Source organism: Veronia pacifica (assembly GCF_001707825.1).
Taxonomy (GTDB): domain Bacteria; phylum Pseudomonadota; class Gammaproteobacteria; order Enterobacterales; family Vibrionaceae; genus Veronia; species Veronia pacifica.
Genome location: NZ_LYBM01000054.1, coordinates 1 through 16,493, shown reverse-complemented (window position 1 = coordinate 16,493; position 16,493 = coordinate 1). Strand labels below are relative to the sequence as shown.

At 42.4% G+C, this 16,493-nt stretch carries 15 protein-coding genes; 8 read left to right on the top strand and 7 right to left on the bottom strand.

What is annotated here, in order from left to right:
• Nucleotides 1–362 precede the first annotated feature (362 nt).
• The 3 genes from ectA to A8L45_RS20370 are packed head-to-tail and all read left to right on the top strand — an operon-like array spanning nt 363 to nt 2,587.
• Nucleotides 363–908 (top strand): diaminobutyrate acetyltransferase, encoded by a 546-nt coding sequence (gene ectA / locus A8L45_RS20380; protein WP_068905202.1) that lies wholly within the window; start codon nt 363–365, stop codon nt 906–908.
• A 16-nt stretch (nt 909–924) separates the two neighbouring features.
• The gene (gene ectB, locus A8L45_RS20375) at nt 925–2,190 is read left to right on the top strand and encodes a diaminobutyrate--2-oxoglutarate transaminase (protein ID WP_068905201.1); all 1,266 of its coding nucleotides are present in this window, start codon (nt 925–927) and stop codon (nt 2,188–2,190) included.
• Between the two features lie 10 nt (nt 2,191–2,200).
• Nucleotides 2,201–2,587 (top strand): ectoine synthase, encoded by a 387-nt coding sequence (locus A8L45_RS20370; RefSeq protein WP_068905200.1) that lies wholly within the window; start codon nt 2,201–2,203, stop codon nt 2,585–2,587.
• A 93-nt stretch (nt 2,588–2,680) separates the two neighbouring features.
• Here the strand turns inward: A8L45_RS20370 and A8L45_RS20365 are convergent, their stop codons facing one another.
• Nucleotides 2,681–3,733, bottom strand: a complete 1,053-nt coding sequence (locus A8L45_RS20365) for an NAD-dependent epimerase/dehydratase family protein (RefSeq protein WP_068905199.1) — start codon at nt 3,731–3,733, stop codon at nt 2,681–2,683.
• Nucleotides 3,734–4,000: 267 nt separating this feature from the next.
• Here A8L45_RS20365 and A8L45_RS20360 point away from each other — a divergent pair, with 267 nt between their 5' ends.
• The 4 genes from A8L45_RS20360 (at nt 4,001) to A8L45_RS25400 (ending at nt 7,362) form a co-directional block, all read left to right on the top strand.
• On the top strand, nt 4,001–4,576 hold the full coding sequence (locus A8L45_RS20360; protein WP_068905198.1) for a nucleotidyltransferase family protein: 576 nt from the start codon (nt 4,001–4,003) through the stop codon (nt 4,574–4,576).
• Nucleotides 4,577–4,706: 130 nt separating this feature from the next.
• Nucleotides 4,707–5,318: a hypothetical protein gene (locus A8L45_RS20355; protein WP_139122433.1), complete on the top strand. Its 612-nt coding sequence runs from the start codon at nt 4,707–4,709 to the stop codon at nt 5,316–5,318.
• A 431-nt stretch (nt 5,319–5,749) separates the two neighbouring features.
• A complete protein-coding gene (locus tag A8L45_RS25405) occupies nt 5,750–6,508 on the top strand; it encodes an MFS transporter (RefSeq protein WP_245680783.1) in 759 nt (252 codons plus the stop codon).
• Nucleotides 6,493–7,362: an MFS transporter gene (locus tag A8L45_RS25400; protein ID WP_245680782.1), complete on the top strand. Its 870-nt coding sequence runs from the start codon at nt 6,493–6,495 to the stop codon at nt 7,360–7,362. Before A8L45_RS25405 ends, A8L45_RS25400 begins: the two co-directional genes overlap by 16 nt.
• A 64-nt stretch (nt 7,363–7,426) precedes the next feature.
• Here the strand turns inward: A8L45_RS25400 and A8L45_RS20345 are convergent, their stop codons facing one another.
• Nucleotides 7,427–9,820, bottom strand: coding sequence for a S8 family peptidase (locus A8L45_RS20345; protein WP_068905196.1), 2,394 nt, complete (start codon nt 9,818–9,820; stop codon nt 7,427–7,429).
• A gap of 527 nt (nt 9,821–10,347) precedes the next feature.
• On the opposite strand from A8L45_RS20345, the gene A8L45_RS20340 reads away from it, so the two are divergent.
• On the top strand, nt 10,348–10,863 hold the full coding sequence (locus tag A8L45_RS20340; RefSeq protein WP_068905195.1) for a PKD domain-containing protein: 516 nt from the start codon (nt 10,348–10,350) through the stop codon (nt 10,861–10,863).
• A 269-nt stretch (nt 10,864–11,132) separates the two neighbouring features.
• On the opposite strand, the gene A8L45_RS20335 is transcribed toward A8L45_RS20340, so the two are convergent.
• From A8L45_RS20335 to A8L45_RS20315, 5 genes are all read right to left on the bottom strand, one after another.
• Nucleotides 11,133–11,567, bottom strand: a complete 435-nt coding sequence (locus A8L45_RS20335; RefSeq protein ID WP_217492193.1) for a PaaI family thioesterase — start codon at nt 11,565–11,567, stop codon at nt 11,133–11,135.
• Between the two features lie 314 nt (nt 11,568–11,881).
• Nucleotides 11,882–12,340: an Hsp20 family protein gene (locus A8L45_RS20330; protein WP_068905194.1), complete on the bottom strand. Its 459-nt coding sequence runs from the start codon at nt 12,338–12,340 to the stop codon at nt 11,882–11,884.
• A gap of 313 nt (nt 12,341–12,653) precedes the next feature.
• On the bottom strand, nt 12,654–15,260 hold the full coding sequence (locus A8L45_RS20325) for an immune inhibitor A domain-containing protein (RefSeq protein WP_068905193.1): 2,607 nt from the start codon (nt 15,258–15,260) through the stop codon (nt 12,654–12,656).
• A gap of 142 nt (nt 15,261–15,402) precedes the next feature.
• Nucleotides 15,403–15,708 carry a hypothetical protein gene (locus A8L45_RS20320; protein ID WP_068905192.1) on the bottom strand — a complete coding sequence of 102 codons (306 nt, stop codon included), beginning with the start codon at nt 15,706–15,708 and terminating at the stop codon, nt 15,403–15,405.
• 368 nt (nt 15,709–16,076) lie between these two features.
• Nucleotides 16,077–16,493 (bottom strand): MgtC/SapB family protein (locus A8L45_RS20315; RefSeq protein ID WP_068905191.1); only part of this gene is annotated, 417 nt, incomplete at its 5' end.

Sequence of the window (16,493 nt, the reverse complement as noted above, 5' to 3'; positions counted from 1 at the left end):
TCACCCTGACTCTGCTACCACCACTCTCTCATCTTATTCGATGTGACTCTCTCTGACTTTTAAAGATTCAGAAAGCGACTATCGGTCAAGCCTGACATCTATGTGTTAAATCACTTAACTTATAAACCGTTACATTATTTGCATTAAAATTAAGTGACTTATTCAGGTTTATTACATATCTCTTTTATTAAATTTATTAGTGTTCTAATCATATATCAGGTGGTCATATCCTCTTCCAACCCAGTCAAACAATGACATAGCATATTTCAACCCAGCATTTTCTGCGTAATTGCACTTTTTTAATTATCTGTATAGCATTCGCAGCCAATTATTTATTTAGAGATCTAAGTAAAGGCATTTCAATGAGTACGGAGCTTATCACTGGCCCCTCATCACCATTACGAACACAAGACTCTCCCGAAAGGTGGACATTTCGTTGTCCAACGAGGAAAGATGGCATCCGGATCCACGATTTAATAGCCAGCTGCCCTCCCCTTGACGAAAACTCCTCTTACTGCAACTTTCTCCAATCACACCACTTTGACCAAACCTGCATAGTCGCCGAAAGTGAAGGAGAAATAGTCGGTTTTATTTCGGCTTATCTCAAGCCGGATAAACCTAACGAGTTATTTGTTTGGCAGGTGGCAGTGTCGCAATCGATGAGAGGAAAAGGGTTGGCGTTCACCATGCTGAAACGATTACTCGGCAGAGATACCCTTAAACACCTTCAGGTCGTCGAAACAACGATCACAGCGTCGAACAAAGCGTCGTGGCGGTTGTTTGAGAAACTTGATTCGTGGAATGGCAATCAAGGTGAGGTATCAATCTTTCTCGACAGAAAAGAACACTTTATGGGAAGGCATGATACAGAGCACTTGTATCGTATCCCACTACAAAATATTTCTTAAAAAAATGAGCAAAAACATGGATATCTTTGACAAAAAAGAATCAAATGTTAAATCTTACTGCAACAGTTTTCCGGTTGTTTTTTCTAGAGCCAAAGGATGTTGGCTATATACAGAAAATAACGAGCGTTATATCGATTTTCTTTCTGGCGCAGGGTCGCTTAACTATGGGCATAATAATGATCAACTGAAAGATGCCTTATTAAATTATATTTCACAGGACGGTGTGACAAACGGCCTCGATATGTACACTGAGGCTAAAAAAGCGTTCCTGACTGCATTTAATACGCACATTCTCTCCCCTCGTGAGCTCGACTATAAAGTTCAGTTTACTGGCCCGACCGGGACAAACGCAGTCGAAGCTGCTATGAAATTGGCCCGAAAAGTCACGGGGCGAAACAATATAGTCACTTTCACCAATGGGTTTCATGGCTGTACCCTTGGCGCCTTATCTGCAACGGGAAATCAACACCATAGGGGCGGTTCAGGGATCCCTCTTTCTGGCACAACCCGTCTCCCTTTCGAAGATTATGCAGGTATTGATGGTCTTAAACTATTTGAAGCCATGCTCGTGGATAACTCCAGCGGAATAGACCTGCCTGCCGCCGTGCTGCTGGAAGTCGTACAGGGTGAGGGAGGATTAAATGTTGCCTCAAATACATGGTTAAAGCGCCTCAGTGCGATCTGTCAAAAACACGATATATTGCTTATTGTCGATGACATTCAGGCCGGATGTGGCCGCACAGGCACATTTTTTAGTTTCGAACCGTCCGGCATCACTCCTGATATCGTTACCTTGTCAAAATCGATAAGTGGTTATGGTCTGCCAATGGCTATTGTGTTGCTGAAACCTGAACTCGATAAATGGTCACCGGGCGAACATAACGGTACTTTTAGAGGTAATAACCATGCCTTTGTCACCGCAACAAAAGCGATCACTACCTACTGGGGAGATCATGATTTTCAGCACCATATTCACCAGCGAACAGACCAAATCAGTCAGGTGATTCAAAGTGCTTTGGTACAGTTTCCAAATATTCTGGTGCGGTCAAAGGGCCGGGGAATGATGCAGGGTATTGAATGTGCCAGTGGAGATATTGCGGGTAAGATCGCCCAAACATGTTTTCAGAATAACATGGTGATTGAAACAGCTGGGCCTGAGGACGAGGTCATAAAGTTTTTCTGCCCCCTAACTATTACAGAATCAGAGCTTCAACAGGGTTTACATATTTTCCTCAGTGCTGCAGAGCAGGTCTCTCAAACGTATACACGGAAGGCATCATAAAGGTAATAGGATGATTGTAAGAACACTAGCAGACTGTAAAAACAGCGAACGTAGGGTTGTCGCCGCAACGTGGGAAAGCGTTCGCATGCTGCTGAAAGATGACAAAATGGGATTCTCTTTCCACATCACAACAATTTTTAAAAATACTGAAACACATATTCATTATCAAAATCATTTGGAGTCTGTGTTCTGTATGTCTGGTCACGGAGAGGTAGAAGTGGTCGGCGATAAAACGTATCCGATTTCTCCCGGTACGTTATACGTGCTTGACCAACACGATGAACATTATTTACGTGCCTTCGAAGGTGAAGATATGGTGATGGCATGCGTCTTTAATCCACCGATAACTGGCAATGAAACGCATGATGAGAATGGTGTTTATCCACTATTGGATTAGTGGTTCAATGTTCTGAAAGCAAAGCTTGCAAAAAAGCAGAGTACATATCAGGTGCTCTGCTTTTTTATCCGATGGGTTATCACATTCCAGATTTTACTTATTACGAGATTCGATAATTTGTTGAAAGTGATCAGCAACACAGTCATTTAAGTTACTGAACTCTAAACCGAGATCCTGTCTGATATAGCGGTTATCAAACGCTGGTTTATAACCAACATTTTTACTGACAAAACTTCTATCAATCCCCACCAGTGGTGACATAAGCCAGATAAGTGCTTTTGGTGCGGTGAATCTTGGGGTCAGAATCGCTTTTACGCCAAATCGTTCCCTTAATACTCTCGCGATTTCAACATAACTCATCGTTCCAGCCACTGTGACATGGCGTCCAGATGCATTCGGTTTAAATGCCGCGAGTAAGTGTGCTTTCGCAACATCCCGCACATCCACCAGCCCAAAGGTAAGGTCAGGTGCCGCTGGAAATAAGCTTCCATTAAACATATCCCGAAAAATACGCATACTTTCGCTGCGCGTCTTTCCTAACGAGGGACCGAGAACCAAGCCCGGATTTATCGCTACAAGCGTCCATCTATCCTGAGCATCATTTATTTCCCAAGCGAGCTTTTCGGCAATCGTTTTCGAGTAGGAATAGGCTTGGTGGTGACTGGAACTGGAATGATTCCAATCCGATTCATCAAACGCGGTTTTTCCAGAATCTGCAAGGTCCGCGCTGTCTCCATAGATTGCTGCAACACTTGAAGTGAGCACGACACGTTTTACTGACTCAGTTCGGTTGACAGCATCCAGAACATTCTTCGTCCCTAACCTTGCGGGTTCCAGCAGATCTTTTTCGTTGTTTTTTACACCTCGGATAACAAAAGGAGATGCAGTGTGAAATACCAATTCACAACCAGACATAGGGGCATCATAGGCATCACTATCTAACAAATCAGCCTTAAAAAGTACCAGTTGACCTTTTGTCTGGTTCGCAAGTGCCGTTAGGTGACCAACTTTGTCGCTATTATCAGGGTCTCTCACCGTTGCATGGACGGTATTGCCCGCTTCCAATAATCCTTTCACCAACCAGGAGGCCACATAACCGTTGGCCCCAGTCACCATAACGGGTGAGTCTGACTTGAATTCTGGCATAATTAACTCCCTTTCTTCGCCATACTTCCCAATGCAAATGAATATAATGACGTAATTTTTTGGGGCAAACACCGATAGGATAAGATATTGCTAATGAGTTTCTTATCTGCGTCATATGTCCCAATATTACCGAAAAATAGTCTGGCTTCTGAGTCTAGTGGATAGCTCGCAAAAAAAAATCGACAAAAAAGGTTTTATTAAAAGATATTCTTTAATCCTCTTACTCTGTGACGACGTATTTTGTTGTGAAATAAAAAAGAGAGTAGAGTGAAAGTTTATCGGAAAGACAATCAATTACTGGATATTATTCGCCAGTCTCCTGAGCTTGTTGAAACAATTAGGGTATGTAGCGAGATTAAGTTGCCTAATTATTATCTGGCCGGAGGCGCAATCACTCAATGTATTTGGAATTATCTGTCGGAACGTCCCTTATTGGAAAATGTAAAGGATCTGGACGTGGTGTACTTTGAGCCTAAAACACATAGTAGTTCAGAAAATAACTATGCAGTTATCGCAAGCCAGCGCGTGAGTCACCATCTTCCGATAGATATTAAAAATCAGGCAAACATACACACATGGTACGAACGTAAATTTGGCCAACGTATTACGCCTTACGAATGTGTCGAAGTAGGTATTGATTCATGGTTACCGGCATTTGCCGTCGGTGTTCGTTATCACAAACGAACCATGAACGTGTATGCGCCATTTGGTCTTGAGGATATGTTCAATATGATAGTCAGACCCAACAAACGAGCAATGTCGAAGACGAATTATGATTTGATGTGTGACGGATACAGCAAACGGTGGCCGCAGCTGGAAGTCATTGGCTGGGACGACATTTAACCCATCTTTACATGTTAAGGCTGTTCCACATAACGAGAGATAGGCGACTTAAATCACATGCCTGTTGCATATTGGTAGCCAACATGAGAGTAACCTGATTAAGTTTGGTGATATAAAAGAGGAGAAACTGGTGAACGTTATTCTTCAGACGCTTTTTGCTGCGTTATCTGCATTCTTGTCTTTAGTGACGTTGGATGAGCTCATCACCCACGGGTTTGAAGGTTCTGTAGTTGGCCTAAGCTTACTCACCATCATGTCTTCAGCGCTTTACTACATACTCAACACACAACACTCGAAAAGGTTCATGCCCCTGCCTCAACACTGTTTCTTCGCAGGTTGTCTTTATTTTGGCGCTTACCTGGCTGAGAGCGTGCTGTCAGGACTAACATTCAGCCACATCTATATGCCGTTGATATCTGGCGGTTGTTTTTATCTCTACACGCAACTTGCATGGAAACCAAAAACACAGACCGCCGTGTTTTCATCTATATCCCGTGAAACGGGCACGATAACTGTACATTCTGTTTTTCCATCATCCAGCCAAGCTTTTGCAATACAGGATATCTCCGCACTGACCATCGATGATGGTTACCTTATTGTTGATACGGCGCAAAATAGCGCCGAACTAACAGTGCTGGGTTCTCGGGAAGAAATATTGAAAAGCTTCTCACAGCTGCTTTCATCGGAAGAGCAGGATCAGATAGCACTTCACTTACCAAGTGCTGGCATCATGTCAAAGTGACCACATCGATAAATCAATAACGCTTCCAATGTCATTTCTTGGTGAGACTTTTTGACTGTGTCACACATCTCATTGTTTTATTTTAAACAAATTTCTCTTTCCGCCCGGAACTCTGCGTCCAAAATAGGCACACAAAAGACATCACAGTAAGGATCGACTCACTACATTTCGCTGGTTAGTTAACCCACAAGGGTATTCACATCCAAGCGGCAAATCATTAACTGTCAGTCAGTTACCAATATTGGACATATTGACCAAAGACATTCAGCGTATTGTTATTACTGTGTGTTGATTATTAATCACGTTTTTACTCACCAAAAATCACACTGAGATTGTGGTCGCTTAAACATCCCGAGAGATGTTCGTTGTTGCCGTGTACCTGCGTAACGGCGCTGTGAGTTCTATATTGTTGTGTCAGGAAGCAAATACAGATGGGAAATATAAACAGCAACATTTTCATTAGAATACGACCAATACTCTTCACTATTTTTGGTTTTGCCATCAGTCATAATCTCTTTTTCATTATGCTGCCAATCAGAATGAAAGAGACAGGTTATCAGACCTCGAATATCGGTCTGGCAATGAGTATGTTTGCTGTCGGTGCGATATGCGCGGGCCTTTTTGGCTCAAGGGCAGTCATGAGAGTCGGGCATATCCGAGCTTTCGCATCTATGGCCGCTACACTGGCAATTATCTCAATTGTTCATAGCTATTCCAGCGATATCATACTTACCGCAGCCCTCAGAATGATCGCGGGTTTCTGTTACGTCACCAGCGTTATTACGCTAGAGAGCTGGCTCAATGTATTAAGTGACAGAAGCAACCGGGGTCGGGTCTACGGCACCTACCAGATCTGTTTTGCAATCGGTTTTGGCACCGCCCCCTTTCTGTTCAGCTTATACAACGAACAGGACCCGAGGGTATTTGGCGTGATTTGTGTTTTCCTCTGTGTATCGTTAATCATCATGTCGATGAGCCGACTACCTGCACCAGAGTTACCAGAAAAAAGCGCTCCAATGTCGTTGGCTACCCTATGGCGATATTCACCATCAGGGACGATTTCCTGTTTCTGTGCCGGATTGATTAATGCCTCAAGTGTTTCTCTGATTTCGCTGTATGCATACGGTAAGGGAATTTCAGGTATCTGGCTTTCACTGATCCTTGGCTCCTATCAATGGGGGGTTTGTTAACACAGTTCCCAACAGGGTGGCTGGCGGATAGGCTCGACAAACGTGTCGTTGCTTCCGGGCTTATGCTGATGGGTATGGTGAGTAACAGCCTGATCGTTTTTGATTACTTTTATCCCATGCCAATAGAAGTATTAGCGGTTTTATTCTGGATATCAGGAGGTTCCGGCGTCGCACTGTTCCCCCTTGCTGTGACACAGGTTTTCGACCATATATCCGCTAAGGACGCCATGCCCGCCACAAGTAGTATGCAGATCCTGCTCGGTTGTGGCGGCATTATTGGGCCGATAGTTGCCAGTAAACTAATGGATAACTTCAGTATTGTCTGGCTTTACTACTACGTTATTGCCATACATGTTTTCGTCTTTGTTTTTCTTAGTCTGCGGAAGCTATTTTTCCGTACCGAGACCTTACCAGCTGCAACGCAATTTCAGGTCAACGTTCAGCCTATTCCTACAGGAACCAATGATCTTGACCCCATGCTGGACTTTCAGGAAACCGCTAAAGCCAACCCAGAACTTAAAGTATTGTTAGCTGCTTTGGGCCAGAACCCTTCAGACCCTGGCTTATTAATTAAACTGACACTTGAGGGTTCATCGCTGAACGCCAATGATATCGCCAAAAATATGGTATTGGCCTTTCCAAAACGCTCGGGAGAGTTAATCGGTCATCTCATAGAGCAATTTCCCAAACGACGGCTTGAAGTGGCTTATTCTCTGCATGACCTTTTCATCCTCAGAAAAGAGCGTATCAACAAGATACTTCATGACACCCTGTTGAGAGGCGCATCCGACAGTGAGACGGAAAAGATCAACGCTCTGTTCGACTTTATACAACATGAAAAACAGGAAGCATAAGGTTCATATTGACCAATAAAAAAAGCGGGCATAAGCCCGCTGAATACATAGTTGAAATAATAGATTAGTGAGTGATCTCTTCCAGCGCCTGAATCCAAGCATCATGTTGAGCACTATGTTGTGCTACCCGCATTTTATAAATAGCTCGCTGTTGGAAAGAAACACCAGATTTCTTGGTGTAGTAACTGATAGCCAGTTTATCCATGTCGTCCAGCGCTTCGAGGGTAAATGTCATATGCTCTCCCGGCGTGTTACCTGTCACTGTGGCAACATCGAAGTCAAAATTGCCTCCGCCCCAAACGCGATAACTGCTCCCCTCAGTCACTTTATATCGTCCACCTTTCAGTGCTGACAACATAATTTCTTTGCCCTCATACGTATTTGCCATCACAGTGATTTTTTGACCGCGTTTAATATCCTTGATGACCTGATACGTGTTGGGTGTCATGGAAACTTTCTCATTTCCACCGAGGAATTTCACTGTGAGCGTGGCATTATCGTAATTTTTGTTGTACCAAATAATGGGTGAGAAATGGAGGTAATAACGACCTCCTTCCGATTGCTCTGGCGCCAGTCGGTAGCTCACTTTTTTGTCCCAGAAACCGATATGGCCGCTGGGGAAAAGGTTATCTTTTTCATCGAACCAAGGTTGATACGCATCCAACATGCGACCTTTACTTAATGTCCATGTGTTATACAAAGCATCGTAACCGTCTTCAAAACGCACCGTGACTTCCACGCCCTGACCCTTTTCAAGGTCGAAAATATATTGTGACGCTTTACGTGTGTCCTTAATTATTCCGCCATTATCGCGAATGACAGTTCCTTGACCACTATTAATACCCGTAATCTCAGTATCCTGAATGATACGGTTAAAACGTACCAGCAAGAGAGCTTTATTGTCTGCTTCCGAGGCATTCTTGGGCGCTGAGACCTCAATGTACCAATTGCCGGGTTTTACACCTTCAATTAAACATTGCCCCGAATCTGATTCACAGACAAAGTGCTCATCGGATGGCAACTCACCATAGCCGACTTTAATACGTGTACCCGGCAGTGCGTCTTGTATCGACACCTCCAATGGCATTGGCTGGCTGCTTTGTGCTTGCGCTAACTCTGGCAAGTCAAGCTTGAAGTACATCGGCCCAGTTTTGGTGTTAAACGCAGCGGCAACATTATTATTTACGCTGCCAATTTCAACATGGCAGCCTGCATCAGGGCATTCCAAATCAGTACCCGAATATGCCAGTCTGTTTGGAGAGTCTTTCTCATCAATGACGGTATTCTTTGTCGAGCGATTAATGATTAACTCTCGTACTCTAAACGCAGGCAATTCAGGTTGCTCTTCCAAAATCTGCGCAGCAAGACCGGCAACATGAGGTGACGCCATTGAAGTACCACCTATGGTCAGGGTTCGTCCATTACGTGCACCATTCCTGAGTGAGGTGATTGAGCTACCTGGTGCAAAAACATCAACACATTCGCCATAATTTGAGAAACCAGACCGTTGATCTGTTCTTGTTGTTGAACCAACAGACAATACAGATTCGTACGCCGATGGGTAGTGGTTGCAAGCATCTTCATTGTCATTTCCGGCAGCGGCAACAACAACAATTCCAGCCCGATCTAATTTTTCATAGGCTTGTCGCGCTAATTCCCACTTACCACCACGGCTACCCAAACTCAGGTTAACAACGGCACGTTTCCCTGTTTTTTTGACATCTTCCAGGACATAATTCAGCCCCTCAAGCACAGAATATCCTGAACCCGTTCCATCCTCTAAAACACGCACAGAGACAATAGACGCGCTATTTGCCACACCGAATTGATCTGACGCGACGGTCCCAGCGACATGAGTACCGTGAACACCATCATCTGAAGAATCGCCACCAAAGGCGTCAAAGCCTGCCCGTGCACGCCCACTGAAACCGGGATGCTCAAAGTCAACGCCAGTATCCATCACGTACACAGTGACGTTACTGCCTGTGTATTCAGGGGAGTACTGTCTATCTAAAAAACGGCTACGTTGATCCAGCCTATCAAGTCCCCATACGGGCGCATTTTTTTCATTCTTGGCACTCAGCGTTTGTTGCTCAACAGGCTGAATCAGCTTGAACTCAATATTTGGATAAATTGCCTCAACATCAGGGTGTTTAGCCAGCTCTTCCAGTAAGTCTTTGTCTGCTTTTACGCCAACGGAATCAAGTTCAGTCAGCACGCCCTGAACAATATCATTGCCTGCGCTGAATAGGCTGATACCGTAAGCCGTCATATCATTATGATCGGAAAGGTAGCCGTCTTTCAATTTGATGATATATTCATTTTCAACCACTGACTGCGTGTTCGCTGCGCGATATAGCTTTTGTGATAACGCTGAGCTTTGGTTATCAGCAACAGCATAGCTAAATGGATGTAACAGCATGCCTGTTATACATACAGCGAGAAACTTCTTTTTCATGAGCGAATTCCTATTTCTTTTTTTATTATTTGCCAACGAGTAGATTATCCAATTCATTCTTTATCACCCTAAGGTCAATACGGCGATAAATACTCGGCTTTGATAGTTAGACGCTTCATCAAAAGTATTTTCAAGTAGCAAATTTCTCTTTTCTTTTAAAAAAAGAAATATGACTCATTTTTTACTTGTGTCATTACTCACAGTTAACATTGCATTAAATTTTATTTAAAACCCATAAATCATAATCTGATTTAACGATAAACGAATTGCTGATGTAATATACAGACAGGGTGAAGTTTTAACGATCAAGTTAAGAACATAGATGAAAGAGTGTGTGGTTCTTATTTCCGTATCATCGTCGATACACGTATCATTTTAAACTCAAAAGTACGGATATATAGACATTAGAACTTATATGCCGAAAAATACTTACATGAGCGCCATAAAAGCATTAGATTTTAGTGATATGAACATGTGTTAATTTGTTTAAATAACTCTTTTTATTATATAAAAAACAGAATATTATAATGATAATTTTGTATAAATACTTTCTAGCATTTGGTGCAGTCTTCATCGCCTTTCCTTCCAGTGCACATTACGTTTTCGAGAATTCGAAAAAGCAATTCTGGTGGGGAGGAGCATTTAGAAACCCAGAGCCGTGTCATACTCACCAGCCACCCAATTCACTACATAATTATTGGGCACAGTTCTTTCGATGGCACAATCACTGTACTAACCTACTACCCAACGCCGACGCAGGAGATCGTCAAACAGTACAGAGTAATATTGAAGTTATTCTCAATGGCTCCAAAAGCACTGACTCTGACGGCGTTATTGTCGGCTATCATTGGCGTCAAGTCAGAGGCCCATGGGTTAAACTCTCAGGAAGTGACAAAATGCTCGCTACTTTTACCGCCCCAGATATTCAACAACAAACAATGCTGGTGTTCAGACTCAAGGTACAGGATGATGGACAGGCAGAGAATATTGATTTTGTCTCTATACTTATCACGCCTAAATCTTCATTCAGTAAGAAAAAATAAACATAGGTATCCTCCTGTAAATATTTTATAAGTGGTAAACGTGAGTAAAAGAGCAATATTTCCCGTCAAAGAAAACGAGTTGCTTAGCGATAATAATATTTTGTATGTTTAGAACTATCTGAACCTTGAGTGCTTTCGTTATTATGATTTCTCAGATAGGAAGGAGGGGAAGTATATAAGTCATCTTTATATACTTCCCACTTGAACTGTATTACAAGAAAGATGGAAGAGATGTTCTTGATAAAACCACACCTTCTTTGTATGGTTTTTTACCCTCTTAAAATCATGCATGTCGCTGTTGCAGTGGCGAGTAATTTGCCATCTTTAGTGCGTAATGTGCCTTCTGATATACCAAGCGTTTTAGAAAGATTTAGGGTTTTACCCTCAGCAATCAGCTCTTCATTTTTCGGTACTGGCCTTATCATTTTAATGTTCAAATCTATCGTGCCATATCCAATGCCAGGACCAAGAAGAGAATGCACTGCGCAGCCTGTAACAGAGTCGAGGACAGCGGCGGCAAAGCCACCGTGAACACCGCCCAGAGGATTAAGATGAGCATCACTAGCGGTAGCCTTGAATGTTACTTTACCCTCTTCTACTTCTGTGAGTGTCATCGGTATGGTTTCAGCGATGGAGGGAGGTGGCAACGCACCATCAATCATCGCCTGTAAAATGTCTAGTCCTGTCATTGTTTCAATTTTCACTACTCAATCCTTGATATGCTTTATGCAATTAATATCGGTAACCAAGTCATAGAGACTATCGTAAAGTGAACATGCATAATACTTTTCACTACGTAAATCTCCCTATTTATTTAGTATTTATCAATTTTTAAAGTAGCACTTATCCAGTGTAATAACCAAGTAAAATGATAGTGGATATAGATGTTTAGTTTTAAACAAACATCAATTCAAAATTATATTATTAAAATATTTTAAAATAAAAATAGGGCAACTGGTTAAGTTGCCCCTAACTCAATGGCAGAGTCAAAGTTAACATTTGTTAATTAAACTTACAGTTAGTGTTTATTTTTATCATCTTGTCTCAACTCATTATCAGTTTCACTCTTGATTTCAATATTTTTAGACTGATGTGATTTTGGAATTTCTTTTTCAAGAAAAATAGTGAGCAAACCTTTATTAAGCTCAGCGCTTCTCACCTCAATATAATCTGCAAGATTAAACGTTCTCTTAAATGACCGATTTGCTATGCCTTGGTAGAGGTACTTTTTTTCATCTGAATTTTCTTTTTGGCCCTTAACGGTAAGTACACTTCGTTCTACATTAATATCAATTTCTTGCGAACTAAAGCCAGCAACAGCAAGCGTTACCGCATAATTATCATTATTCAATATCTCAATGTTATAAGGTGGATAGCTACTATTTGATTCAGTACTACGCGCACTGTTTAGCAACGAGGCGAAACGGTCAAAACCAACGCTATTACGGTAAAGGGGAGTTAGATCAAATGCGTTCATCTTATATCCTCCAATGAAGCGATAAATTTAAAAATTGTTGCTTCGATACCGGAGTGCGATTATCGCCACTCTTTCTCTTAATACATGAAGTGGGGACTGGAAGAATAATCTCAACCCATGATTTTATTTATGTATTAGAAAGAATAACTATGTTGAAAATATATATAAAATCCCAATATGGGATAAGAAACTTCACTTTCAAGTCCAAGCTGTAAAGAAATCTAACTTATTTTTTAATCAAATTCTTTGAGCATCATTTCATAAAAAAGCCCCGGTAAGACCGGGGCTTTTTCTTCATAACACAATTATTGCACTACGCTTTCTTTGATTTTCTTCTAGCGAATGCTAGGGGCGCTAACAACATCATAAGCAGATAAGCAGAGCCTGCTGATTCGAGCTTAACAGTAACTGTTTGAGTCGAAACTGATACTTGCCCAAGTTCATCTGTCACTGTCAGGGTCACTTCATAGCTACCGTCTTTTGCATATTCATGAACTGCATTTTTAACGGTCGAACTGTTACCATCACCAAAGTCCCACTGGTACTTGGCGTTTGTGCCATATACCGTTGAATTGTTGAGGAAAGTAACTTGTAGTTCATCTCTCACCATCGAGAAAGATGCAGAGACAGCTTCCTGTACACTAATTTCTATAATGGCTGAGCTGTTATCAGCCTCCTGAGACAATACTTCTACTTTCAGGCCGTAACCTGGGATAAGTCTGCCTGCATCAGGCACATCAGGACTGGAATAATCGGCCTTATCAAAGAATACACTTGAGCTCTCAAGGTGTTGATCTTCCAGAATGTTCCCATTGTTGTCTAGGTACATAGGAGCTTGGTTGTTGAGACTGAATGTTGCGTCACGTACCTGGAATCGAGTAACGGCTGCAGAGTCATCCGCACTCCACTTTATCGCATTCTGATCAGCATCTACAACGCCCAGCCATCCTTTGCCAGGGTGTGTTCCCGTCCAGTTATCTGTGTATGCAGTATCTGCGTACCAAACTACTAAACCAGGTTCAAACGAGTAGTCTTGACCGTAGCGTCTGAGGTTCTTAAGTCCTCCATCAACGCCCTTGTGACTTCTCCACTGCAGCATGTAGTAGTGGTCGTAATAACCATAGCCATCATTTTTAACGAAGCCAGCAAGTGATAGTCCATTGTCAGTCTCTGCGTCATCAGCCAGCACTACTTGACCGTCTGCAACAACTTTTACGTTGTCTGTATACAAACCCTGCTCAACCCAGCCGCCGTCAGTGTCATAAGCGAAGACAATATCGACTTCTTGCCCTGAATATGCTGTCAGGTCAAAAACTGCTGGTACCCAACCATCGACACTATCTGGGTGTTCCGCAGATTTACTGGAAATACCCGGAACCAAACCCAATGAATGAGGGTCACTGTCTGTTGTGACATTACCTTTCAACGCCGTTCCGTTGACTAAAACACGTGCATAATCGTAGTCTTTTTCAATTTCGAAATACGCATCGAAAGTAAGTTTGATATCACTCGCTGTCGGCAGAGTCACTTTTGTAGACATGCGAGTATGAAGATTATCACCTTTTTGAGACCAATAATGGAATGCACCCTCTTTAGGCAATACCTCTTCAATTTTCTGAGGTGGCAGGTCAATCCTTACGTGGTTGATACCATCATTATTCTCAACTGTTTCAGTGATACGGACTACTTTCTTGCTCTCTTTGACGTCGTCGAGAGCAAGTTGTTGTACGTTTATCCAGTTACCACCAAGTTTTGCAAACAAATACTCCTTTGCCCAAGAAGAAAAAGCGACGGGCTCAGAACCGGGGATTTTGCCAGCCCATGAGCCAGATGACATCACAGACCACATTGATACAGGCTCACCTTTGCCGCTGTATTGTGTGTCATATTCATCAGGCAGGCCTAAGTCATGCGCATATTCGTGTGAACATACGCCTGCAGCGGCATCGATAGGCTGTATCGTGTAATCATATGCAGCATACTTTCCACCCCAACGCTTACCGCTATTACCATTGGGTATATCATGCTCTGTTCCGTCGAGCTCATGAGGATGTTCTCCAAGGTTCCAGCGATGTGACCAAATCGCATCTTTGCCTAATGCACCACCACCCGCTTCTTCGCCAACAGAGGAGTGAAAAATCATCAGGTGATCAATCAGACCGTCCGGCTCTAAGACATTGCCATCTTTGTCAAGGTCATAACGATCTTCAAGATCATAATCAGCAAGATCAATAGATGGGTCCGCGGCTAAAGCATCAAGTGCCTCTCTTACCAAAGAACGGGCATCCTTATCTTTGCCTCCATTTTCTGTGTGGGCCCCATAATAGGCAGCAGGATGTTTAGCACGGTACCAACCCACAGCTTTACCAGCAACGCTATATGTACCGCCAGATTCCTGCTCATAAAACTGACGCATGGTCATTAGCGTTTCGTCATTTGGCCCTTTATAACCGTCACCGAAGAGAAGGCCATCATAGTGTGTAACTGGGTATTCAGGATAATACATCCCCGTCATTTCAGGGGTGATTTTATTATCATCATGAGGTAAATCAGGAAAATCAATCAGCAGTGCCAGCACTTTGTCAGTTCTGGTGTTTTCTGCTGTTTCTGCATAAAAGGATGCTCGTGTACCAAATTTTTTGAGATTCTGTTTGTTCAGTAAAATATTGGCTTTCTGAGATTTTTCTTCCTTGGCAAATACACCGTCATCTTCTGGCTGAGTACCTTGAATATATTCTTCCAATGCCTTGGTGATTTGCTGTGGCGTTGCGTTTGGTGCTATCTTACCGCTTCGCTTTAGATGTGCAACAATTTGCTCTTCGTTAACTATTGCTCTATCAAAGGGCGTTGCCGCAAGGGCTGCACCTGAAACAGAAGCGGCAATAGCTGCTGCTAACGTACATTTTATAAATTTCTTCATTGAAGCTTTAACCTTCTTCCATGTGTTTAAAACCTAACTATGTTTTAATAAATGTCAGGCAATATTAATCAACGAATAATAAATATCCTCCACTCATCCTAAGAGAAGAAAAATTTATATTTCAGTTGAAATAATTAAGTGGTTATTTATTTATGACGGGTGGTTTTTCTTTATTTTTTTCCTGAGGGTTTGAACCTTTTACATATTCACGAATGGCTTGTCTCTTTTGCTCCTCAGTCATATCTTCTGTTACTTTTCCAGTGCGGATCAGAAAATTAAGAATAGCTTCTTCATTTGGTACGGATGCAACCAGATCGCTATTTATCTTTTTCATTTTTTTATCTGAAGAATCTGTTTTCACTCCATTGCTTGAACTACAGCCAAAAATCAATGGCGTTAGAGCAATAACAATAAGAGTCGATTTTCTTGCAATTTTATTTAGTAACATTGCGGCCCCCAAACAAGCTCACTATGACAACAAACTAGTTACACTTGTAACGATAATTTTATCAATTAGAAATAAAATTGTCTCATAAGTGAGATATGACTCGAATGGTAAAACACAGTCAACAGAATTTTTCTATCAATAATGTCTACTGTGACTTTAAATTACACCATTTATTATTAAACAAATTGCATATTTTTGGTGTTGGCGTGCGCCTGTATGAAATGTGTCTTTCGATGAAAGCCACCGATATACCGAGTGTTCTCGGTGGCTAACTGAGACTTGGCTATTCGTTTTTTTTAAGTGACGTGGTATTTACTGTCATGTAAATTCTGGTACGCATGTGTCTGGAATTTTCATTTATGTACTGTTTACTTGTGATATCGGGGTTCTTGTGTCTTTACCGTCCGCTTGCTCCACCTTTTATGGACTCCCCGGCGCAAAGACCCAAATGTGGCTTCCACTTTGTCTATTCCAACGAGGACAAAGACAACAAAACCGCTAAGGAGTAATGCCTGACGGCCAAAATCGAAAGCAATAACCAATCCCAGACCGGCCATCAACCAAACCACAGACGCTGATGTCACCCCTTGTACATAGCCATCTCTCGCCATCATGACTCCAGCCCCTAAGAAACCCACGCCGGTGACTATTTGACCGAGTACTCGCAGATAGTCTGAGGGGTTATCTGACAGTGAAATAGCTAAACGCATAAAAACATAGGTACCGAGCACAATCAGGATAGCTGTCCTGATCCCAACAGGTTTACCCCGCAATTGCCTCTCCAA